Source organism: Pseudophaeobacter arcticus DSM 23566 (assembly GCF_000473205.1).
Lineage (GTDB): Bacteria > Pseudomonadota > Alphaproteobacteria > Rhodobacterales > Rhodobacteraceae > Pseudophaeobacter > Pseudophaeobacter arcticus.
Genome location: NZ_KI421507.1, coordinates 1,063,675 through 1,084,796, shown reverse-complemented (window position 1 = coordinate 1,084,796; position 21,122 = coordinate 1,063,675). Strand labels below are relative to the sequence as shown.

Below are 21,122 nucleotides of genomic sequence, written 5' to 3'. Positions count from 1 at the left end.
CGGCCTTGACAGCAACAGGTCGCCCATTTTCTTGCCCGCGACAGCCCCCTATTGGTATGTGACAGAGCTGCACATTCTTGCCGCGACCTTGGCGCTACCGGCACCTAAGGGGGCCCTTGAGTTGTGGGCAAACACCAAAACTCCCGCCAGGCTGACAAAACTGTCCGGGGCAATAAAAATGACGCAGGAAAAACCCTGCTTTCTTCTGTATTCTACGGGCCATCCAAGCTAGGAAGCCCTCAGCAGTATCCAGGCAGGGTCCTGGCCTACAGCAACCGACAGCAACGCCACAGCGAAATTGGAGTCATTCAATGTGCGGGATTTTGGGGATCGCAAGCCGACAGAACGAGGTTTTTGCGGAGCTTTATGACGGGTTGCTCATGCTGCAACACCGCGGCCAGGATGCCTCGGGCATTGTGACCTATACCGGCGAGTTCTTTCGCGAGCGCAAAGCCAATGGTCTGGTCAAGGATGTCTTTAGCGCCTCTGACGCCGAGACCCTGCGCGGCAAGGTTGGCATCGGGCATGTGAGATACCCAACGGCAGGCTCGCTCAGCGCCGCAGAAGCGCAGCCTTTCTTTGTCAATGCGCCCTATGGTATCTACCTGGTACATAACGGAAATATCACCAACACAGCAGAGCAGCGCGACAAGGTTACGGCCAAATACAGCCGCCATCTGCGCACCACTTCGGATTCGGAAATCCTGCTCAACGTCTTGGCTGACAAGATCTCTGACAGCATCAAGGTCAACGGCACGGTAGATCCGATCCGCAATCTTTTTGCCGGGGTCAAGATGACCATGGAACGCATTCAGGGCGCCTATTCGGTGATCTGCATGGTCGCCGGAGTCGGCATGCTGGCCTTCCGTGACCCCCATGGCATTCGCCCGCTGTCCATTGCCCGGCGCGATGCCGAAGGTGACGGAGACGACTTTTCCTTTGCCTCGGAAGACGTGGCCTTTGGCATCAACGGATTTGAAAAGCTGCGCGATGTGAAACCCGGCGAGGCGATTCTCATCGACCTGGACGGCAAGATGCACAGTTTTCAGGCGGTCGAAGGCACCCTGACGCCCTGTATCTTTGAATATGTCTACCTGGCGCGTCCCGACTCGATGCTGGATGGCATTTCCGTCTACAAAACCCAGCTTCGCATGGGGCAGACGCTGGCAAACCAGATCATCGAGGCCGACCTGGACATCGACTGCATTATCCCGGTGCCAGATTCTGCCCGCCCCGTGGCGCTGGAAGTGGCCAACTCCATGGGCATTCGCTACCGCGAGGGCCTGGTAAAGAATCGCTACATCGGTCGGACCTTCATCATGCCCGGTCAGGCGGAGCGGCAGAAATCTGTCCGTCGCAAGCTGAACGCCATCCCGCTGGAGATGAAGGGGCTGAATATCATGCTCATTGATGATTCCATCGTGCGCGGCAATACCATCCAAAAGATCGTCCAGATGTGCCGCGACGCCGGGGCCAAGAAGGTCTATATCGCCTCAGCTTCACCCCCGGTGAAATACCCCAATGTCTATGGCATCGACATGCCCACCAAGCATGAGCTGATCGCAGACGGGCGCACCACCGAAGAAATTCGCGAGGAACTGGGCGCCGATGCGCTTATTTATCAGCGACTTGAAGATCTGGTTTGGGCCGCCAAAGAGGGCAACAAGGATATCGAAGCGTTTGATTGTTCCTGTTTTGACGGCAAATATGTCACCGGCAGTGTCTCCCAAGACTACCTTGAATCGCTCGAAAGCAGCGGCAGGGTGAGCAAAAAGATCCAAGACATGCCTGCCCCCGGAGAATCCTGGAACAGCATGAAACTGGCGACCTGAACCGGCGGATCCGCCATCTCAGGGTCTGGGCTGTGCCTCTCTTGTGACGCCGCGCCCCGCCGCCCCCACAGAGGGGTTTGAACTTGCCGAATAAGCAGGATAAGAAAGCCCCAACGTCATAGGGAGAGGCGCTGATCGCAAAGATCGGCGCCTTTCCTTTGTTTTGCTACCCCGCTCTGCTCGAGCCCTACGAAAGACCCGCCACTTGGACGCACATCTTGCCAGAATGCTGACTTCTTCGCGCCAGTGCCGCTGTTGCGGCGCGACCTTTGCGCAATTGCTCAGCCTCAGCTGCGACCGCCCTGACCTGTGTCCCGAAGACCTGGTGGTGCAGGATAATTCCGCGGTTCTGGCCCAGACCGGTGATGTGCTGACCGATGATTTCTGCCGCTTTGGCGATCTGCGGTTTGTCCGGGCGGTTCTGGCGGTTCCTCTTGCCGACAGCGATGGGCAGGAGTTCATTCTCGGCACCTGGGCCAATCTCGGGGTTGAGGATTTTGACGCCTACCTCGACCTGCTGGACATGCAGGAGACCGAAAGCCTTGGCAGCCGCCCGGCCTGGCTGGCCAATGCCATCCCGCCCGACAACAACACGCCCGTTGCCTGCATGCTGCACATGCGCCCCGAAGGGCAATACCCTGAACTGCAGGTGTCAGAGCCCAATCACCCGCTGGCCACCCTGCAGCACGCAGGCGCGCAGCTCGAAGAGCTGTTTGAGCTGCTCCACACCTACGGGCATGACCTGGCCTCGCTGGTCTATGATTCCTGACGCCAGCGCCTGTAGGCACCTTATGATCTGACAGGCTGGCTGCTCGTTTGCTGCCAGGCACGGCTCGCAGACAGGTTTGTGGCCCTGGATGCCTGGCACCGAATTCGTGGTACTGGATTCGTGGTACTGGATGCCTGGCACTGGATTCCTGGCACCGGATTCGCGGCCCAGATTTTTCCTGACCTAAATCAGACCTGCCCCGACCTGGAGCTCGCAAAGATCTTTCAAGGGGGCTAGGGCCAGAGATCGCGCCAAGTACCGCCACCGCAGGCCTCTCGGCAAAAGCCCGCCCGTTTTTGGCCCGCACAGCATGGCTTTGCCGATGATCCGTTGTGCAGGACCGTCCCGCCCGCATTTGCCCCTCGCCACCGGCGGCTGTTGCCCATATCTGCGCTCAGATCCTTTTCACGCTGTGGTCCTCCACCCCTCACCAGCGCCCAGCCCCATGGCTTGGCGGTCTCTCTCCTCTTATCGTCGCGGTCCCCGCCGCTGCGACCTGAAAAAAGTAAGAAATGACACAAAGCACCCCCGAAACGCCCTCCCGCGTTGCCAAAGAAGCCACCCAGGCCAATATAATGCCATCCAGAGGCCTCAGCCTGCTTGGTCTCTTTGGGGTCGAAAACGACCTGCAGGCCATGGTGCGCCTGCCCAGCGGTCGGGTAAAAACCATCAAGACCGGCAGCCGACTGGGCCAGAGCCGCGTGCTGGGTATTGATCCGGACGGCATAGTCCTGGAAAAATCTGGCCGCAGTAGCCGCATCGAAATGCCCGGCAGCTAAGCCAGCTGTCGGCGGCACTGTGCTGTCGGCCTATAAGGCTTGGCCTGTGTAGAAACAGCCGGGGCTCCGCCAGATATGCCTGCCCTTGTACTTGGCCGCTATTGGCACTCTGTCGCGCCAACCGTCTCTCTGCCCCGGTCACATATATCGACTGCGCCAAGATGGAGACTTGACCCTCTGCCTCAAGCGGATCAAAAGACGGCCCATGACACAGAAAATCGCTCTTATTACCGGCGCGTCACGCGGCCTGGGGGCTGCCCTGGCCGAAGCCCTGGCGCCGACGCATCATATCGTCGCTGTTGCGCGCACCACTGGTGCGCTTGAGGAACTTGATGATCGCATCAAGGCGCTTGGCGGTTCCGCCACATTGGCGCCGATGGACATTACCCAGCCCGCAGCCATGGCGACCCTGTGTCGTGGGATCCATGATCGCTGGGGACAGCTGGATCTTTGGCTGCACACAGCGATCCATGCCGCTCCGCTCTCTCCGACCCCCTCTGTGGGGGAAAAGGACTGGAGCAAATCCATCGCGGTCAATGCCACGGCCCCCTCCATCCTGATCCCCTATGTGGCGCCACTATTGGGGCACAGCGGTCAGGCGGTGTTTTTTGATGACCCGCGTGCCGGCGAAAAGTTCTTTGGCACCTACGGCGCCAGCAAGGCCGCGCAGATGGCGCTGGCGCGCAGCTGGCAGGCCGAAACGGTCAATACCGGGCCAGTGGTCAAAATCCTGGCCCCCCAGGCGATGCCCACCGCCCTGCGCGCCCGCTTCTTCCCCGGCGAAGACCGCGCGCGGCTGGCCGATATCCATGCCGAGGCCGCACGCCTGCTGCCGGACATCCTGGGCTAGCCCAGTACAGCAAACGCCCCAGCGCGGCCTCCCCGCTTTGGGCATTGGGGGCGCGGGCCATGCGGCTGGCCCCCATATCGCCTCTGGTTCACAGGCAGCCGCGCGGCAACATCTTCGGCCAGCGATGGTTCACGACCGCAGGCGCAGCCTGCCGGGCCCAAGGGGAGAGGGGCTTTGCAAAAGCCCCGATCTGCGCGGGAGCCCCCCCCTTTTTTTGCTCTTTCCCTGGCCTTTGCCATCTGGCCCGCCAAACTGGTCGACTGAACTGGTCGGCTGATCTGGCCCGCCAAACCGGCCCACTAAACGGGCCCACTGAACTGGCCCACCAAACTGGCCTGCCAAACCGCACCAAAGGATAACTGGTGGCCTATTGCCCCGCCTCGAGAGGGGGCCATTTGACCGGTCCCCCGCCAAACCTGTGGCACAGCTACCAGATCCGCTGCAGCTTCCGGTCTCCTGACGGGTCGAAACACTTGCCCCCAATTGTACCAATGCCTATTCAGATCTAAACAACCTCGGGGGACTTCATGCGCATTCTCATTACCAACGACGACGGCATCAGCGCGCCCGGACTTGTGGTGCTCGAGCAGATCGCCCAGGATCTCGCCGGGCCCGATGGCGAGGTCTGGACCGTCGCACCGGCATTTGAGCAGTCCGGCGTTGGCCATTGCATCAGCTATACCCGCCCTTCCATGCTCAGCCAGCTGGATCCGCGACGCTACGCAGCAGAGGGATCCCCTGCGGATTGCGTTCTGGCCGGCATTCATGTGGCAATGAAAGACCACCGCCCTGATCTCGTCCTGTCCGGCGTGAACAGAGGCAACAACTCCGCAGAAAACGCGCTCTACTCGGGCACCCTGGGTGGCGCGATGGAGGCGGCGTTGCAGGGCATCCCCGCTATGGGGTTGTCGCAGTATTTTGGCCCCCACAACAAGGATCTCGACGATCCCTTTGCAGCCGCAGCCCAACATGGCGCAGCCGTGGTGCGCAACATCCTGGCGGCAGAGCCAAAGAACCAGCAGGACTACCGGCTGTTTTACAATATCAACTTCCCCCCCGTCCCCGCCGACGCGGTCAAGGGCACCAGGGTGGTGCGTCAGGGCTTCCGCCGTGGCAGCCACTTTTCTGCCGAAGAGCAGCTCTCCCCCACCGGCAGACGCTACCTGTGGATCCGCGGCGGCGATCAACACGTTCAGACCGCCCCCGATAGCGATGCCAGCGTCAACCTGAACGGCTATGTCTCGGTGACGCCGATGCGCGCCGATCTGACCGCCCATGACATGTTAGACGCGTTTACAGGAATCGAATGACCAGCCCCGACCCGGAGACAAAGATGCAGTTTCTGTTTGCCCTGCGCTCGCGCGGGGTGACCGACAGCCGGGTGCTGGAGGCCATGGAGCAAATTGACCGAGGTCCCTTTGTGCGGGGGATCTTTTCCGAGCGCGCCTATGAGGACACGCCGCTGCCGATCGCCTGTGGCCAGACCATCTCTCAGCCCTCGGTGGTTGGCCTGATGACCCAGGCCCTGCAGGTCTCGCCACGCGACACGGTGCTGGAGGTCGGCACCGGTTCGGGCTATCAGGCGGCAATTCTGGCCAAGCTGGCCCGGCGGGTCTATACTATCGACCGCCACGCCCGCCTGGTGCGCGAGGCCCGCATGATCTTTGACGCTCTGCAGCTGCCAAATGTGACCTCGCTGGTGGGGGATGGCAGTTTTGGCCTGCCCGATCAGGCGCCATTTGATCGGATCATTGTCACCGCTGCTGCCGAAGACCCCCCCGGCCCCTTGTTGGCACAGCTCAAACCCGGCGGCATCATGGTTGTGCCCGTCGGCCAGTCCGACACGGTGCAGACCCTGATCAGGGTGCGCAAATCCGAAGACGGCCTCGATTATGATGAGCTGCGCCCGGTCCGGTTTGTTCCCCTGCTGGAAGGATTAGGCAAAGAGGCCTAAATTCAGGCAAACTGGCGCCGATCACACCCTGAACTGCAGAAAACCATTGACCTGCAGCCGCGCAGCAGCACAAGAGGCCTTAAGACCGGCACAGACCCGGCGCCTTCAAAAGCACGACAAGAAATGAGGACAGCATGATTACAGGCAGCACTTCTAGCAACACCAGGCTTTGCTTCGCAGGCCGTCGGATGGCGCTAACGGCGCTTCCTGTGCTGGCCCTTCTTGCCGGCTGTGATGGACCGCTGGATTATGATCTGCGCGGGCAGATCGGCGGCTTCAACACCACAGCCGCAGCCCAGACCGCCACCACCCACCGCCCGGCGGCGGATGCCCGTGGATTGATCACCTATCCCTCCTATCAGGTTGCTGTAGCCGAGCGCGGCGATAAGGTCTCTGATGTGGCCGCCCGCATTGGTCTGCCCGTGGGTGAAATCGCGCGGTTCAACGGCATGCAACCCGGTGACACCCTGCGCAAGGGCGAGATCCTCGCGCTGCCGCGCCGCGCGCCGGACAGCCCGCCTGCCGCAGATGGCACGGCTTCGCCTGGCGGTGTCGACATTGCCTCGCTGGCGGGCAGCGCCATTGATGCCTCCCCGACAACCTCGCCCAATCCCGGCTCTGTCACCACCACCAACCTGCAACCCACAGCGCAGCAGCGCCCTGCCGCCGTTCAGGCAGGCCCCGAGCCCGTGCGCCACAAGGTCGTGCGCGGGGAAACCGCCTATACAATCTCCCGGCTCTATCAGGTCCCGGTCAAATCTTTGGCGGAATGGAACGGATTGGGCAGCGATTTTGCCATCCGCGAAGGCCAGCATCTGCTGATCCCGCTCAAAGACCAGCAGCACTCCCGCACCCCGGCAGTGCCAGTCACCACCGCCCCCGGCGAAGGCAGCGCCACGCCTACGCCGCCAAGTGCAACCAAGCCGCTGCCCGAGGAAGATCTGGCGCCGGCCAATGTGGCCTCCCAAAACCTGCCCACCGTTGAGGTGCCCGCCCCCAGCCGCGCCAGCCAAAGCGCGATGGCCTACCCGGTTCAGGGGAAAATCGTGCAGACCTACGCCCAGGGGCGCAACGACGGGATCGACATTTCCGCCGCCTCCGGCGCGCCAGTAAAGGCAGCGGAATCCGGCACCGTTGCGGCAATCACCAAGGATTCCAAGAACATCCCGATCATTGTCATCCGGCATGACCCGCAATTGCTGACCATCTATGCCAATGTCGATAAAATTCTGGTCAGCAAAGGCGATCAGGTAAAACGCGGTCAGACCATTGCCCATCTGCAAGACGGCGAAGGTGCAACCCTACATTTTGAAGTCCGCAACGGCTATGACAGCCTCGACCCACTGCCCTATCTGAACTAACCAATATATCGAGCCGCCCGACTGCAAAACGCGACCAAGACCCGCTAGTCGGTGCGGCTCCTACAATATGTCGCATCCCCGGAAAACCAGCTTTGCCAGCCAGTCCGAGACAGATCCAAAGCTTTGGGTTTGCGGATTCTCCCGTATTGACCCGGCCTCTATGCTGTCAAAGCAACCCCGTGACGCCCCGCCAGATCGGTGAAGAACTGCCAGGCCACCCGGCCAGAGCGCGCCCCGCGTGTCGCCTGCCACTCAATGGCTTCGGCACGCATGATCTCGGGGTCGACTGCCACACCATAGGCCCTGCAATAGCCTGAAATCATGGCAAGATATTCATCCTGATCACAGGGATGAAAGCCCAGCCACAGCCCAAAGCGATCTGACAGAGAGACCTTCTCTTCTACCGCCTCAGAGGGGTTGATCGCGCTGGAGCGCTCATTCTCGATCATGTCGCGCGGCATCAGGTGGCGCCGGTTCGAAGTGGCAAAGAACACCACATTGTCAGGCCGCCCTTCAATGCCACCATCCAGCACCGCCTTCAGGCTTTTGTAGTGTTGGTCATCATGGCTGAACGACAGGTCATCACAAAACAGGATAAACCGGTAAGGCGCCTGACGCAGGTGGTTCAGCAGCCGCGCCACCGAAGGCAGGTCTTCACGTTGCAGCTCCACCAGCTTCAGATCGCCGTGATCCGGCAACAAGGCCCCGTGGATGGCCTTTACCAGGCTGGACTTCCCCATGCCCCGCGCGCCCCACAACAACGCGTTGTTGGCCGCTTCGCCACGGGCAAACCGGCGGGTGTTCTCCAACAGGGTATCGCGGGAGCGTTCAATACCAACCAACAGATCAAGATCAACCCGGTTGACCCGGGCAACCGGTTCCAGCCGGTCGGGAGAGACATGCCAGACAAAGGCCGAAGCCGCACCAAAATCCGGAGCGGCCAGGGGCGCCGGAGACATCCGCTCCAGGGCGTCAGCAATGCGTGTCAGTGTTTTTTCGTCCATGTCCTGCCTCCGTCAATAGTTGCAGTTCTGAAAGCATGTTCCACCACCGGCGGCAAGTGGCTCTGTCATCTGTTTTGCCGCAAAGCCGCCCCACTGTGGCAGACAACCCAGCGGCACATCCTGCAGCACCCGCGCGCGTTCATCTGTCCCGAAACATTCCGGTGGTGATCGCCCAAAAGGCGCGAGGGAACCCGTGTCCGCACTGCCGGAACAACAAAGGGGCGCGCCAGTATCAACCGGCGCGCCCCTTTCTTGTCAAACCATTGCGGCCTTATTTGTCTTCATTCTCGTCGAATTCAGCCATCAAAGGATCTTCATCCTCGTCATCATAATAGCCATCCGCCCGCAGCTGCTCTTCGCGCTTGGCCTCGACCCGGCGCACCAGAAAGATCGAGATCTCATAGAGACCATAGACCACCACAAAGAGGATCAACTGGGTGATCACATCCGGCGGGGTGACCAAAGCGGCCAGCACCAGAATGGCAACAACCGCATATTTGCGCATCGCCCCCAGACCATCAGAACTGACCAGGCCAGCCTTGCCCATCAAGGTCAGCAGAACCGGCAACTGAAAGCACAGACCAAAGGCCATGATGAATTTCAGGGTGATATCCAGGCTCTCGTTCACCTTGCCAAAGAAGGTGATCTTAACCCCCTCCGTGGTGGCAGGCACCATGGCAGTATCAACGGTCACACCGTCAGGCAGGTTTCCAGCCACATTCCCAGCCGTCTGTGAAATCAGGTTGGCAAAGATCGAGCTGACATCGGCAAAGCCCAGAAAGAACTGCATCGCCAGGGGGGTCACCACCAGCTGGGCAAAGGTCGCGCCCAGCAGGAACATGAAAGGCGAGGCAATCAGGAAGGGCAGAAAGGCGCCCTTTTCCGTCTTGTAAAGGCCGGGCGCCACAAACCGCCACAGCTGATAGCCGATCACCGGAAAGGACAGCGCAAAGCCAAAGACCATGGAGATGCGGAACAGCGTGAACAGATATTCCTGCGGCGAGGTATATTGCAACGTCGGCGAGGGATCACCCAGCGCCCGCAGGGTTTCCTCGATTGGCTGGACCAGAAATTGCAGGATCGGCTCGGCCACGACAAAGGCCAGGATGACCCCCACCGCAAAGGCCATCACCGACCGGATCAAACGGGTGCGCAGCTCGGCCAGATGTTCGATCAGCGGGGCGGTTGAATCTTCAACCTCGTCGCTATGGCTCATGTCTTAGCCTCACTTCCCTCAGATGGTGCGACCGCAGGATCAGCACTGCTTGGCTGCTCTGGCGCCTGTTCCACCGCAGCTTCCGCTGCTTCGGCATGGGCCAGGGCCTCACTTGCTTCACGCGCCTTGCGTTCGGCTGCGGCGCGCGCGGTTGCGGCCTGGATTTTCTTGGCGTCATGGGCCCGTTCCGCAGCCAGTTTCGCGGTTTCTGAATCCGGTTTGTAAGAGGTCGGATCAATGGATTTTGCCATCTCCTGCGCCGCCTCTTTCACCCCGTCCATGGCCGTGCCAACCGGGTTGGTCGCCGCCTTCAGCCCCTTGGCCACATCCCGCATGCCGCTCTCTTCAGCAGCGTCATTCATCGCCGAGCTGAACTCGCGCGCCATGCCTTTGGCCTTGCCCACAAATCTGCCGACATTGCGAAACATCATCGGCAGGTCCTTGGGCCCGACGACAATCAGCGCCACAACGCCAATAACCAGGAGTTCGGTCAACCCAAGATCAAACATCAGCGCTTACGCCTTGTCTGTTTCAGAGCTGGTCTCAGCCGTTGGTGTCACGTCTTTGGCCTCGGCAGCACTGTCTGCGTCCAGTTCTGCTGTGCCTTCGCTTACACCCTTTTTGAACGAGGTGATGCCTTTGCCGACTTCACCCATAAGCGAGCTGATCTTACCGCGACCAAACAGTACCAGAACCACAACAGCGATGAGCAGAAGGCCGGGAAGGCCGATATTATTGAGCATGTGAATCTCTCCTTAACTTTGCCAATGCGCAGTGCATCGGCTCACTATTTCTCTGACCACTGGTCTACGCAGCTCCTGTGTCGGCGCAAAGAGCCCGCAACGCCTTTGCCGCCTGTGCAGGGGGCAAAAACAGTTTTTTTCAGCCGCAGGTAAACACAACTGACAGGTTTGTGTCAGTTGCCCCCTGCTAGAGACCCCTCATCAACCAAAGGAGTTTGATATGACACAAAACGTCGCAGAAACCGTCACCTTTACCCTGAATGAGGGCGTCACGCCTGAGCAGTTCATCACCCTGAGCAAGGCCAGCGAAGGCTTTGTGCGCGCCAATCCCGGCTTTGTCTTTCGCCGTCTCAGCTGTGGCAGCGACGGGTCCTGGACCGACACGGTGATCTGGAAAGACATGCAGACCGCGTTGGACGTGGCGGATAGCTTTGGCAAACAGGATTTTGCACCGGCCCTGATGGCAGCCATTGCGCCCGACAGCGTCACCATACGCCATGAGACCATCCTCTGGACCCTGGCGCCCAACTGATCGTGAACTGATGCTGGCGGGGGCCGCCTGTCTTGACGTGGCCCCCACCTCTGCGCCAAGGGTAGTCCCATGCGCCGCACCGACCGTCTTTTTGAAATCATCCAGATCCTGCGCGATGGCAAACTCCATCGCGCCCAGGATATTGCCGCGCGGCTCGAAGTCTCCACCCGCACCATTTACCGTGATATGGACACGCTGGTGGCCTCTGGTGTGCCGGTCGAGGGCGAGCGCGGCCTGGGCTATCTGGTGCGCGAACAGATCACCCTGCCGCCCCTGACCCTCACCCCGGAAGAGCTGGAAGCCCTGAACCTTGGCATGGCGATTGTGGCAGAGGCGGCGGATGCGGATCTGAAAGCTGCCGCGCAGTCACTGGCAGCCAAGGTCGATGCGGTCTTGCCCACCGAGGTCATTGCCGAGGCCGATGCCTGGAAATTTGCCGTCTACCCCTTTGCCGATGTGGCCCGTGGCTTTGCCCATATGCCCACCCTGCGCGCAGCGATCAAATCCCGGCAAAAGCTGGCGCTGCAGTATCGCCGCCTTGATGGCACCCTGACCGCACGCACCATCCGGCCGCTGCACATGGAATATTGGGGGCGGGTCTGGACCCTGACCGCCTGGTGCGAGACACGCGGCGATTTCCGGGTGTTTCGCGTTGATCTGATCGAAGAGGTGCGCGCCCTGCCCGAGCTGTTCCTGGACGAGCCGGGCAAGACCCTGGCAGATTACGACCCCCACCGCGACAAGAGCTGAGGCCAGGTCTCGCCCTGGCTCAGCTGATCTTACTTTGGCTTAGGCAGGGAAGATAAAACAACGGTTGCGCGGCACGGTCAGCCACATCACCCGGCCCACCTCTGGCAGGAACACCCGTGGCACCGTCACCTTGAGCACCGACCCATCATAATCCATCTGGAATTCCACCAGGCTTTCGTGGCCAAGATAGCGCGCCCGTTTCACCACGGCGCGGGCTGGCACACCGTCGGTGGCCGTCGGCAACGGCCCCTTGCCGGCGCGGTCAAAATCGATCCGAACATGTTGTGGGCGAAAAACAATGTCCACATCGGTACGATCCGCAATGCCCGGCGCCAGGAATTGACCAAAGGGGGTTTCCGCCAAAGCCCCGTTAACTTGAGACTTCAACACATTGATATCACTAAAAAACGCCACCGAAGCCTTGTCACTTGGGCGGGTGTAGACATTATAAGGCGCGCCCTGCTGGATAATCTTGCCACCGCGCATCAGCGCGATCTCATCCGCCATGCGCATGGCCTCTTCCGGCTCATGGGTGACCAGCAAAACGGCGGTGTCTTCTTCTTTCAGCAGGGTCAGCGTCTCGTCGCGGATGCCATCGCGCAGCCGGTTGTCCAGCCCAGAAAAAGGCTCGTCCATCAGCATGATGCGCGGGCGCGGCGCCAGGGCCCGCGCCAGGGCGACACGCTGTTGCTCCCCCCCCGACAGGTGGTGGGGATATTCGTCAATGAACCGCGTCAGCGATACCTTTTGCAGCAGTTCCTCTACCCGGATACGTTTCTCATCCTTGCTGCCCTTCAAACCAAAGGCAACATTATCGGCGACGTTCAGATGCGGAAACAGGGCAAAGTCCTGAAACATCAGGCCAATCTCGCGCCGCTCTGGGGGAACCCGAAACACCGTGTCGCAGATCAGCTTGCCATCAACGTAGATCTCGCCGCTGTCCTGCATCTCGACCCCGGCAATCATCCGCAGGGTGGTGGACTTACCGCAGCCCGAAGGCCCTAACAGACAGGTCACCTGCCCCGCCTGAATCTGCAGGGACACATCATCCACCACTGCGCGGCCATCAAAATAGCGATGGATATTGCGGATCTCCAGCCGCGGATGCGGCCAGGGTTCAGCCGCAGTGGATTGCGGCCCAGGGGATTGGCGGGATGCTGTGCTCATTCGGCCTCGCAAGCTGTGCCAGTTGATTGTCGGCTCGAGCGGCAAATACCAACCCGGCGCCCCCCGCGCAAGTGCTCAGCAGCAGGCTGCCGCTGTGTCCGCAGGATCAAAGCCAGTGAAGGGTGAATTGCCGCCGCAGCCTGCAAAGATGCCGTAGTGATTGGAGAAATCGCCGATAAAGTCAAAATGCGGTGCCAGCCGGGTGTCTTTGAGCATCATCCAGGTATTGCCACAGACCGCAAAGACCTTGCCGGTCTCCATCACATGGTGGTCATCCAGACGCAGGGCATGGGGGGCATGGGGAATTGTGCCTTTGTAGATCACCGCCTGGCCGTAGTCTTCGCAATCAGGTTCCAGCGCCGGGAGCTTGAACAGCCGATAGGTGGCCGACAGGAATTTGAGCGGCGCCACGCGGGCCTCCAGCTTGGGGTTTTCGATGGTCAGGGGCCGCGCCGTCACCATGCGCGGATCGTTAAACCCGGCGCCCTTGGCCAGGGACAGGAAATCGTTCCAATAGAGCGCCCCGGACAGGCATTCCCCATAAAGCACCTCATCCCGTGCCATAGCCGCAGGCACCCGGCGGTCGGCATAGACATCGGAGAAATACATCTCCCCGCCCGGCTTCAGCAGATGATAGGCGCCACGCAGCACCGCGGCCTTGTCGGTGGCCAGGTTGATCACGCAGTTGGAGACGATGATATCAAAGGAGCCCGGCTCCAGGTCCAGCTCTTCCAGTGTCTCGATAAACCCATGATGGAATTCGACGTTTGAGCTGCCATGGCCAAAGGCCTCGGCATGGAAATCCTGATGGCGGCAGGCCACATCCAGCTGTGCCGGGGTCATATCAACACCGACAACCCGGCCGCCGGGTCCCACCATTTTTGACAGCGCATAGACATCGCGCCCTGCCCCACAGCCGAGATCCAGAATACGCGCGCCTTCCAGTGCCTCGGGCGCGATCAAGCCGCAGCCGTAGTAGCGCATCAGCACCTCATCGTGGATCTGCGACAACACCTCTTTGACGTGATCGGGAATGTCATCCGGGGTGCAACAGGCATTGGTTTGCAGATCCTCGCTGCCCTGCAGCACCTCTCCGTAGTAGGCCTGCACTGATTCATGGGACATGGGGGCATTCTCCGTGGTGGTGCGTTTGTGGCCGGATGCCCTGAGGCAAAAGGGGGCCACAAACGGGCTATCGCGCCCGGCCCGCGCCGACAAGAGCGCAAGCCCCCTGCTAACAAATCTGTGACAAAAGGTGAGCGTTAGGGCGTCAGCTCAAAACTATCCTGCGCCGCGACGCGCCCATTGACCAGAACCTCGACCTCATGCCTGCCGGGATGCAGCTTAAACGTTGTGGCATCGCCCTTTAGCCGGTGTCGTTTTGCCAGCGTCACAGAGGGTCCTGTCAGGTCAGTCTGTTTGAGCTTGAACACCTTTTGCGAGGCTTTCCCCGACGCCCGTGGAAAGCTCACCCGGTAGTCAACAATCACGGGCAAATCACGGGGTGCAGAGAGCGTCACCCCAAAGGTCAGGAAATCACCAATTTGAACTGTTTTTGTTTCAATTCTTAAGCTTACAGTGACTTCTGCATCCGGCTCATAGCCCAGCACCCGCAGGGCGCGCGGGTGGCCTGATTTCACCAGCCCCCGACAGGCATGGGCAGTCAACCAGCTGAGTTCCTTGTCCTGCTGCTGCCCCAGCGCGCGCCACTCCTGCAGCACATCCAGAACCAGATCCGGGTCTTTCTTGCTAATGTCGTTCAAATGATTGGCCACGGATCGCGTCACATAGCGGGTCGCGTCGCTGTGCAGAAGGTGCAATAGCGGCAGAGGGGTGCGCAGCTCCAGGGACACCCCCTGTCCCCAGGGCAGACGCGGGCGGGTGCCCTCGCTCACCAGGCGGCGGACATGGTAGCTCGGGTGACAGGCCCAGTCTTGCATGCGCGACAGGGTCAGATCGGGATATGTGTTTAAAAACGGACGGATAGCCCATTCCATTGAGAAGCGCTGCGTGACCTCGGCCAGCAGATCCAGCGCCAGTTCCGGGTCACTCTCCAGCCCGCGAGCGACAATGAACTCCCCCAGAGGCGCAAAAATGAAATCACCAAAGTCATCATCGGTCTTGCTGGGGTCAAGCGGCGGCGGCAAGGCGCGCAGGATCTGTGGCGCCACCTCAGAAAGCGGCCCTTGCAGATGCTCACCCAGCACCTCGGCGATCCAGTTGATACGTGCCTTCAGCTCCAGCGGCAAGAGGCCCGCCATGACCTCCGTTTCAAAGCGATCCGCCTGAAAATCCGGCACTGCCTCGGCAAAAAGACCCGCCAGATAGCGGGTCTTCTCGATATTGAACAACTGGTCCTTGAGGGAAAATCCACTAGCCATGGAAATGCTCCAAAAATGTTCGATAATGTAAATAATTACAGGGTTGCATTGGTTGAACCGCCATCCAGAAGAATGTTTTGTCCAACGATAAAACCAGCATGCTGCGAGCAGAGGAAGGCACAGGTAGCGCCAAATTCCGCCCGCGTGCCATAGCGCCCTGCCGGAATGGTTGCGGCGCGCTGCGCCTTGGCCTCTTCCATGGTGATGCCCTGCTGGGCACAGACACCGCTATCCAATGAGACCGCACGATCGGTGGCATGAATGCCGGGCAGCAGGTTGTTGATGCAAACCCCGCTGCCAGCCACCTGACGCGCGGTGCCGGCCACATAGCCCGTCAAACCGGCACGGGCCGAATTGGACAGGCCCAGCACAGCAATGGGGGCCTTGACGGATTGCGAGGTGATATTCACCACCCGTCCCCAGCCCCGGTCCATCATCCCAGGGAGCAGCGCCTTCATCAGCGCAATAGGGGCCAGCATATTGGCGTCCAGAGCCTTGATAAAATCCTCGCGGTCCCAGTCCGACCACAGTCCGGGGGGCGGCCCACCAGCATTGGTGACCAAAATGTCGATATCCGTCGCCGCAGCCAGCAGTTTTTCCTGGCCTTCGCTGGTGGTCACATCCGCCACCACGGTTTCCACCTGAACACCGTAAGCGTCGCGGATCGATTGCGCCGCCTGCAGCAGCGCCTCTTCGCCGCGCGCGTTCATCACCAGGTTCACACCGGCTTCCGCCAGGGCCTCAGCGCAGCCCAGGCCCAGACCTTTGCTGCTGGCACAGACCAATGCTCGTTTTCCCGCGATTCCTAGATCCATTCCTTACCTCCAATGGGTCATTCTTGTGATTTGGCTCAGAGTGCACTGCCCCCCCGCCAATGGCCAGCCCTGAAACGCAGCCCCTGCGGGCGCCTCACGCCCGTCAGGCTGGCAGGCTTTGGAGCCCCTGATCTGAACGCTGGATGTGGTGCTCTTGGGGAAATTAACGCCGTGTCAGGAATTCTGCGCGTAATTGTCGGTATGATGCCATAATTCACTGCTAGACCTTGTCTACTGAATCAGGGCATCTGACGATGTCCGCGCCACGCACGGCATCAGCCCAACCACCGGAGCTCCAGTGTCAACACCAGACCGCGCCATTCAATCCATCCCGGCCTATCCAGCTGATCAGTTTCAGGTGGAGATGGGGGCCAATATGGGGGATGGTCTAAGCGTTCTGGATGAGCTGATGCTGGATGATATCTACCAGCTGTCCCCAACGGCCCATGCCAAACGACTGGGATTGGCCAACGGAGCGGACGGCGGCTTTTATGTCGCCCAGGATACCGAACTCGGCATGGTTGGCGCGCAGCTGCATCTCGACTGTGTGGTGACCTTGATGCCGCACTCCGGTGACAACATTGAGGCCCTGGTCATGGTCGAAGTAGACCAGGAGGGGCTGATCGCCGCGATATATCTGGTGCCAATGGCGCCAATGGGGATCCAGCAAAGCTATACTTTGGTGCGCGCCGAGCAGGAAAGCGCGCGGCGTAAACTGGCGCAGATGGCCTGTGTCTCCTTTACCCGCGGCACCCGTATCACCATGGCCACAGGCGCGCAGAAACCAATCGAGGATCTCAAACCGGGAGACCGCATCCTGACCCGCGACGAGGGCGTGCAAGAGCTGCGCTGGATCGGCCAGACCACCTCGCGGGCGGTGGGGCGCATGGCCCCGGTGCTGATCCGCGCCGGGGTGTTGAACAATGCCGCCGACCTGCTGGTCAGTCCCGATCACCGCCTGATGGTCTATCAACGCCATGATGAGCTGGGCACCGGCAGCCCCGAATTACTGGTGCGGGCGCGGGATCTGGTCAATGGCGACAGCGTCGTGGTGCAGGACGGCGGCTTTGTCGACTATTTTCAGCTGCTGTTTGACCGTCATCACATTGTCTACGCCGAGGGCATCGCCGCCGAGAGCCTGTTTCTGGACCCGATGACCCAATCCGCCCTGCCAGATGAAATCCTGGATCGCATCTCCCCCACATTGGAGACCGGACAGCGCCGCGACGCCCATGGTCTTGAGGTGCAAAAATCCCTGCTCGACCGCCCCGACGCCGTCAGCCTGCTGAAACGCGCCTCACTGCGGTAGCTGGCCGTCCAAACAGCGCCCCCTAGACCTGGAGCCGCCCTGACCAATGGGAATTCAGTCAAGAGCGTTGAGGCAGGCCAGCAGCTCGTGCTTTCGAAACGGCTTGGTCAGAAAGCCATTCATTCCCGCCTCGTAACAGGCTTTGGCATCGCTTTTCTGCGCGTTGGCAGTCAGCGCAACAATCTTGCATGTCACGCGACCGGTTTCTGTCTCGTGTTGCCTGATCCTTCGGGCCGCTTCAATGCCGCCCATAACCGGCATGGAAAGATCCATCAGGATCAAGTCAAATTCAGCCCCCACATAGGCCTCGTAGGTCACTGCGCCATTTTCGGCAAAACGAACCTCCGCACCAAATTTCTGCAGCATTTTGTCCACGACCAACTGATTGGTCCTGTTGTCTTCTGCAACAAGGACCCTCATGCCGCGCAGTCGTTCTAATGTTTTTGTCTCCGCAACCGTGGCGGCACCGGAGGTGCCACGCGCGGGCTGATTTTGCGCAGCCACCTGTTCCGCAGCCACCTGTTCCCCTGTCTCTAGCGCCCTGCCTAATTCCGGCTGAGGGGCAAGATCCAGCCACACAGTAAAACGCGACCCCTGCCCCGGAGCGGATTTGACAGCAATCTCTCCGCCCATCCGCTCAACAAGAGCCTGCGAAATTGCCAGGCCCAGGCCCGTACCTTCGGCCTGTGCTTTTGGTGTACCCTTTGCCTGTTCAAAGGCCGAAAAAATAGTGACGAGCTTGCTTTCTTCAATTCCGCAGCCGGTGTCTGAGACCTCAAACCGCAACGAACCCATTGAGGCTCTCAGATCGTAGTCAACCGTGAGCGATATATGCCCTTCTTCCGTGAATTTGATCGCGTTTCCAATCAGGTTCAACAAAACCTGACGGATCTTACTGGCGTCTCCGATGAATACAGCGGGCACTGTTTCAGGGTAATTTACAAAAAACCCAACCCCTTGTAGGAGGTCTTAGCAGAAAGAAGCACCCTGATTTCATCAATAAGATCCCGCAATACAAAGGGTTCGTAATGTAATGAGACCTTGTTCGCCTTGATCTTGGCAAAATCCAGAACCTCATTGATCATTTCCAGCAGCGCAGTGGTCGAGCTTAAAATAGTATTTGCAAAGAGGGTCTGCTCGTCGTCCAGTTTGGTTTCTTTCAACAATTCACAAAGACCCAGAATTCCATTCATCGGCGTCCTGATCTCATGGCTCATCTCCGCCAGAAACCTCTCCTTAGCCTGGCTCGCGTCCTCCGCCTTTTCCTTGGCAATCTTGGTAAGTTCCAAGGCAGCGTCGCGTTCACGCTCCGACGTTATATCGGCGGATGACCCCACAAGGTGAGTCAGCTTGCCAGCGGCATCAAACACGGGGGTCATTGTCGTACGAATATGAAGCGTGTTGTGAACAGACGGCAAATGGATTTCGTAGGTGGTTTCCTGTTCAGACCGCACCACGCCCAAATGCAGGGCAAGCGCATGCTCTCCTGTGGTTCCTCCAAATATCTCCAAAGCTGTTTTGCCAAACCAATCTTCCTCAGACAGCTTTGTAGCGTCCCGCGAGCGCTGGTTCATCGCCACATATCGGGGTATCCCATCGTCGCCGACTTCCAACACAATAACGGCCATGCCAACAGCATCCAGAATGGAATAGAGATTGCTGGGTTCAAGTCGCTTCACTCACTACTTCCTTTGGACACAAAAACACTCGCCGACCTGCCAGATGGCAAATATGTCTCTAATAGTAACCAAATTTTACATTAACTCTAACCAAATCTGACAATGGCCCTTTGCAATCCGTTCGTCGACTGTGCGACACCGTCCAGCGCTGCCCGCCAGACCGGGCAGACAGACTGGGCAGACAGACTGGACAAACAAACTGGGCAGAACCAATGCCAAAGGAGGCACAGCCCCTGTACAGGACGGCGACCGGAGCGCTACGACGGCTGCACCAAAGTCCGCCGCTGTTTTCCTTGCCTCCCAATCCGTTTCTGGCTAGAGGCAATGCCATGTTGGATACCGCTGCAAACCGCCCAGACCTGCCGCCCGAAATCGCGCGGCGCCGCACCTTTGCGATCATCTCGCACCCGGATGCGGGGAAAACCACGCTGACTGAAAAGTTCCTGCTTTATGGCGGTGCGATTCAGATGGCTGGGCAAGTGCGCGCCAAGGGCGAAGCCCGGCGGACCCGCTCCGATTTCATGCAGATGGAAAAGGATCGCGGGATTTCGGTTTCCGCCTCGGCAATGTCCTTTGATTTTGATGGCTATCGCTTCAATCTGGTGGATACCCCCGGTCACTCTGATTTCTCGGAAGACACCTATCGCACCCTGACGGCGGTGGATGCGGCCGTGATGGTGATTGATGGTGCCAAGGGCGTCGAGAGCCAGACGCAAAAGCTGTTTGAAGTCTGCCGTCTGCGCGACCTGCCGATCCTGACCTTTTGTAACAAGATGGACCGCGAAAGCCGCGACACATTTGAAATCATCGACGAAATCCAGGAAAACCTGGCCATCGACGTGACCCCGGCAACCTGGCCCATCGGGGTGGGGCGTGATTTCATCGGCTGTTACGACATGCTGCGCGACCGGCTGGAGCTGATGGATCGCGCCGACCGCAACAAAGTGGCCGAAAGCATCGCCATCGAGGGTCTGGACGATCCCAAGCTGGTGGAACATGTGCCCGCGCATCTGCTGGAAAAGCTGCTCGAAGAGGTCGAGATGGCCCGCGAACTGCTGCCCAAGCTGGATCCGCAGGCGGTGCTCGAAGGCCATATGACGCCAATCTGGTTTGGCTCGGCGATCAACTCCTTTGGCGTCAAAGAGCTGATGGACGGGATCGGCGCCTATGGCCCCGAACCCCAGGTGCAGACCGCGCAACCGCGCAAAATCGCCCCCGAAGAGAAAAAAGTCACCGGCTTTGTCTTTAAGGTGCAGGCCAATATGGATCCCAAGCACCGCGACCGGGTGGCCTTTGTGCGCATGGCCTCAGGCCATTTCAAACGCGGCATGAAACTGACCCATGTGCGCACCAAAAAGCCGATGGCGATCTCCAACCCGGTGCTGTTTCTCGCCTCGGACCGTGAATTGGCCGAAGAAGCCTGGGCCGGCGATATCATCGGTATCCCCAACCACGGCCAGCTGCGCATTGGCGACACCCTGACCGAAGGCGAAGCCCTGCGGGTCTCGGGCATCCCCTCCTTTGCGCCGGAACTGTTGCAGGGCGTGCGCGCGGGCGATCCGATGAAGGCCAAGCATCTGGAAAAGGCGCTGATGCAATTTGCCGAAGAAGGCGCTGCCAAGGTCTTTAAGCCCTCGATTGGCTCCGGCTTTATCGTCGGCGTGGTTGGCGCCTTGCAGTTTGAGGTTCTGGCCAGCCGGATCGAGCTGGAATACGGCCTGCCAGTGCGGTTTGACAACTCCCAGTTCACCTCGGCCCGCTGGGTCAGCGGTGCCAAGCAGGCGCTTGATAAGTTTGTCGAAGCCAACAAACAGCATATCGCCTATGACCATGACGGCGATATCGTCTATCTGACGCGTTTGCAGTGGGATATCGACCGGGTCGAGCGCGACTACCCAGATCTAAAACTGACAGCCACCAAGGAAATGATGGTCTAAGCCAGTCTTGTGAGACTGAAATCCAGTCTGGGCGGCCTCTTGGG

21 protein-coding genes are annotated in these 21,122 nt (G+C 59.7%); 11 read left to right on the top strand and 10 right to left on the bottom strand.

The features are described from left to right. Nucleotides 1–311 precede the first annotated feature (311 nt). The 7 genes from purF to ARCT_RS0109035 all read left to right on the top strand — a co-directional run bounded on the left by purF (nucleotide 312) and on the right by ARCT_RS0109035 (nucleotide 7,545). On the top strand, nucleotides 312–1,832 hold the full coding sequence (purF, locus tag ARCT_RS0109070) for an amidophosphoribosyltransferase (RefSeq protein WP_027239786.1): 1,521 nt from the start codon (nucleotides 312–314) through the stop codon (nucleotides 1,830–1,832). Nucleotides 1,833–2,058: 226 nt separating this feature from the next. Beyond that, a complete protein-coding gene (locus tag ARCT_RS0109065) occupies nucleotides 2,059–2,601 on the top strand; it encodes a DUF2199 domain-containing protein (protein WP_027239785.1) in 543 nt (180 codons plus the stop codon). A 512-nt stretch (nucleotides 2,602–3,113) separates the two neighbouring features. Continuing rightward, nucleotides 3,114–3,380, top strand: coding sequence for a hypothetical protein (locus ARCT_RS0109060; protein WP_027239784.1), 267 nt, complete (start codon nucleotides 3,114–3,116; stop codon nucleotides 3,378–3,380). A 205-nt stretch (nucleotides 3,381–3,585) separates the two neighbouring features. After that, the gene (locus ARCT_RS0109055) at nucleotides 3,586–4,230 is read left to right on the top strand and encodes an SDR family NAD(P)-dependent oxidoreductase (protein ID WP_027239783.1); all 645 of its coding nucleotides are present in this window, start codon (nucleotides 3,586–3,588) and stop codon (nucleotides 4,228–4,230) included. Nucleotides 4,231–4,757: 527 nt separating this feature from the next. Beyond that, nucleotides 4,758–5,540 (top strand): 5'/3'-nucleotidase SurE, encoded by a 783-nt coding sequence (surE, locus tag ARCT_RS0109045; protein WP_027239781.1) that lies wholly within the window; start codon nucleotides 4,758–4,760, stop codon nucleotides 5,538–5,540. Then, nucleotides 5,537–6,184, top strand: a complete 648-nt coding sequence (locus tag ARCT_RS0109040; RefSeq protein ID WP_027239780.1) for a protein-L-isoaspartate(D-aspartate) O-methyltransferase — start codon at nucleotides 5,537–5,539, stop codon at nucleotides 6,182–6,184. The genes surE and ARCT_RS0109040 overlap by 4 nt, the downstream gene beginning before the upstream one ends. 134 nt (nucleotides 6,185–6,318) lie before the next feature. After that, nucleotides 6,319–7,545 (top strand): peptidoglycan DD-metalloendopeptidase family protein, encoded by a 1,227-nt coding sequence (locus tag ARCT_RS0109035; protein ID WP_205855520.1) that lies wholly within the window; start codon nucleotides 6,319–6,321, stop codon nucleotides 7,543–7,545. Nucleotides 7,546–7,703: 158 nt separating this feature from the next. On the opposite strand, the gene ARCT_RS0109030 is transcribed toward ARCT_RS0109035, so the two are convergent. From ARCT_RS0109030 to ARCT_RS0109010, 4 genes are all read right to left on the bottom strand, one after another. Beyond that, nucleotides 7,704–8,549, bottom strand: coding sequence for an ATP-binding protein (locus ARCT_RS0109030; protein WP_027239778.1), 846 nt, complete (start codon nucleotides 8,547–8,549; stop codon nucleotides 7,704–7,706). A 271-nt stretch (nucleotides 8,550–8,820) separates the two neighbouring features. Continuing rightward, nucleotides 8,821–9,765, bottom strand: coding sequence for a twin-arginine translocase subunit TatC (tatC, locus tag ARCT_RS0109020; RefSeq protein ID WP_027239777.1), 945 nt, complete (start codon nucleotides 9,763–9,765; stop codon nucleotides 8,821–8,823). After that, the gene (tatB, locus tag ARCT_RS0109015; protein WP_027239776.1) at nucleotides 9,762–10,274 is read right to left on the bottom strand and encodes a Sec-independent protein translocase protein TatB; all 513 of its coding nucleotides are present in this window, start codon (nucleotides 10,272–10,274) and stop codon (nucleotides 9,762–9,764) included. The genes tatC and tatB overlap by 4 nt, the downstream gene beginning before the upstream one ends. Before the next feature lie 6 nt (nucleotides 10,275–10,280). Then, on the bottom strand, nucleotides 10,281–10,508 hold the full coding sequence (locus ARCT_RS0109010) for a twin-arginine translocase TatA/TatE family subunit (protein WP_027239775.1): 228 nt from the start codon (nucleotides 10,506–10,508) through the stop codon (nucleotides 10,281–10,283). Between the two features lie 220 nt (nucleotides 10,509–10,728). Between ARCT_RS0109010 and ARCT_RS0109005 the strand changes: the two genes are divergently transcribed. Both ARCT_RS0109005 and ARCT_RS0109000 read left to right on the top strand, forming a co-directional pair. Then, nucleotides 10,729–11,040 carry a hypothetical protein gene (locus ARCT_RS0109005; protein ID WP_027239774.1) on the top strand — a complete coding sequence of 104 codons (312 nt, stop codon included), beginning with the start codon at nucleotides 10,729–10,731 and terminating at the stop codon, nucleotides 11,038–11,040. A gap of 69 nt (nucleotides 11,041–11,109) precedes the next feature. After that, nucleotides 11,110–11,790 (top strand): helix-turn-helix transcriptional regulator, encoded by a 681-nt coding sequence (locus ARCT_RS0109000; RefSeq protein ID WP_027239773.1) that lies wholly within the window; start codon nucleotides 11,110–11,112, stop codon nucleotides 11,788–11,790. A 39-nt stretch (nucleotides 11,791–11,829) separates the two neighbouring features. Here the strand turns inward: ARCT_RS0109000 and ARCT_RS0108995 are convergent, their stop codons facing one another. From ARCT_RS0108995 to ARCT_RS0108980, 4 genes are all read right to left on the bottom strand, one after another. After that, nucleotides 11,830–12,957 (bottom strand): ABC transporter ATP-binding protein, encoded by a 1,128-nt coding sequence (locus ARCT_RS0108995; protein ID WP_027239772.1) that lies wholly within the window; start codon nucleotides 12,955–12,957, stop codon nucleotides 11,830–11,832. Nucleotides 12,958–13,032: 75 nt separating this feature from the next. Next, nucleotides 13,033–14,082, bottom strand: coding sequence for a methyltransferase domain-containing protein (locus ARCT_RS0108990; RefSeq protein WP_027239771.1), 1,050 nt, complete (start codon nucleotides 14,080–14,082; stop codon nucleotides 13,033–13,035). A 137-nt stretch (nucleotides 14,083–14,219) separates the two neighbouring features. After that, nucleotides 14,220–15,338, bottom strand: coding sequence for a hypothetical protein (locus ARCT_RS0108985; protein ID WP_027239770.1), 1,119 nt, complete (start codon nucleotides 15,336–15,338; stop codon nucleotides 14,220–14,222). 35 nt (nucleotides 15,339–15,373) lie between these two features. Further along, nucleotides 15,374–16,153, bottom strand: coding sequence for an SDR family oxidoreductase (locus ARCT_RS0108980; RefSeq protein WP_027239769.1), 780 nt, complete (start codon nucleotides 16,151–16,153; stop codon nucleotides 15,374–15,376). A gap of 298 nt (nucleotides 16,154–16,451) precedes the next feature. On the opposite strand from ARCT_RS0108980, the gene ARCT_RS0108975 reads away from it, so the two are divergent. Next, complete coding sequence (locus ARCT_RS0108975) at nucleotides 16,452–17,462, top strand: Hint domain-containing protein (protein WP_027239768.1); 1,011 nt, start codon at nucleotides 16,452–16,454, stop codon at nucleotides 17,460–17,462. Nucleotides 17,463–17,516: 54 nt separating this feature from the next. On the opposite strand, the gene ARCT_RS28635 is transcribed toward ARCT_RS0108975, so the two are convergent. After that, on the bottom strand, nucleotides 17,517–18,338 hold the full coding sequence (locus tag ARCT_RS28635; RefSeq protein ID WP_240476289.1) for an ATP-binding protein: 822 nt from the start codon (nucleotides 18,336–18,338) through the stop codon (nucleotides 17,517–17,519). 62 nt (nucleotides 18,339–18,400) lie between these two features. After that, on the bottom strand, nucleotides 18,401–19,141 hold the full coding sequence (locus ARCT_RS28630) for a histidine kinase dimerization/phospho-acceptor domain-containing protein (protein ID WP_240476288.1): 741 nt from the start codon (nucleotides 19,139–19,141) through the stop codon (nucleotides 18,401–18,403). 329 nt (nucleotides 19,142–19,470) lie between these two features. Here ARCT_RS28630 and ARCT_RS0108965 point away from each other — a divergent pair, with 329 nt between their 5' ends. Next, nucleotides 19,471–21,078: a peptide chain release factor 3 gene (locus ARCT_RS0108965; protein WP_027239767.1), complete on the top strand. Its 1,608-nt coding sequence runs from the start codon at nucleotides 19,471–19,473 to the stop codon at nucleotides 21,076–21,078. Nucleotides 21,079–21,122: the final 44 nt, after the last annotated feature.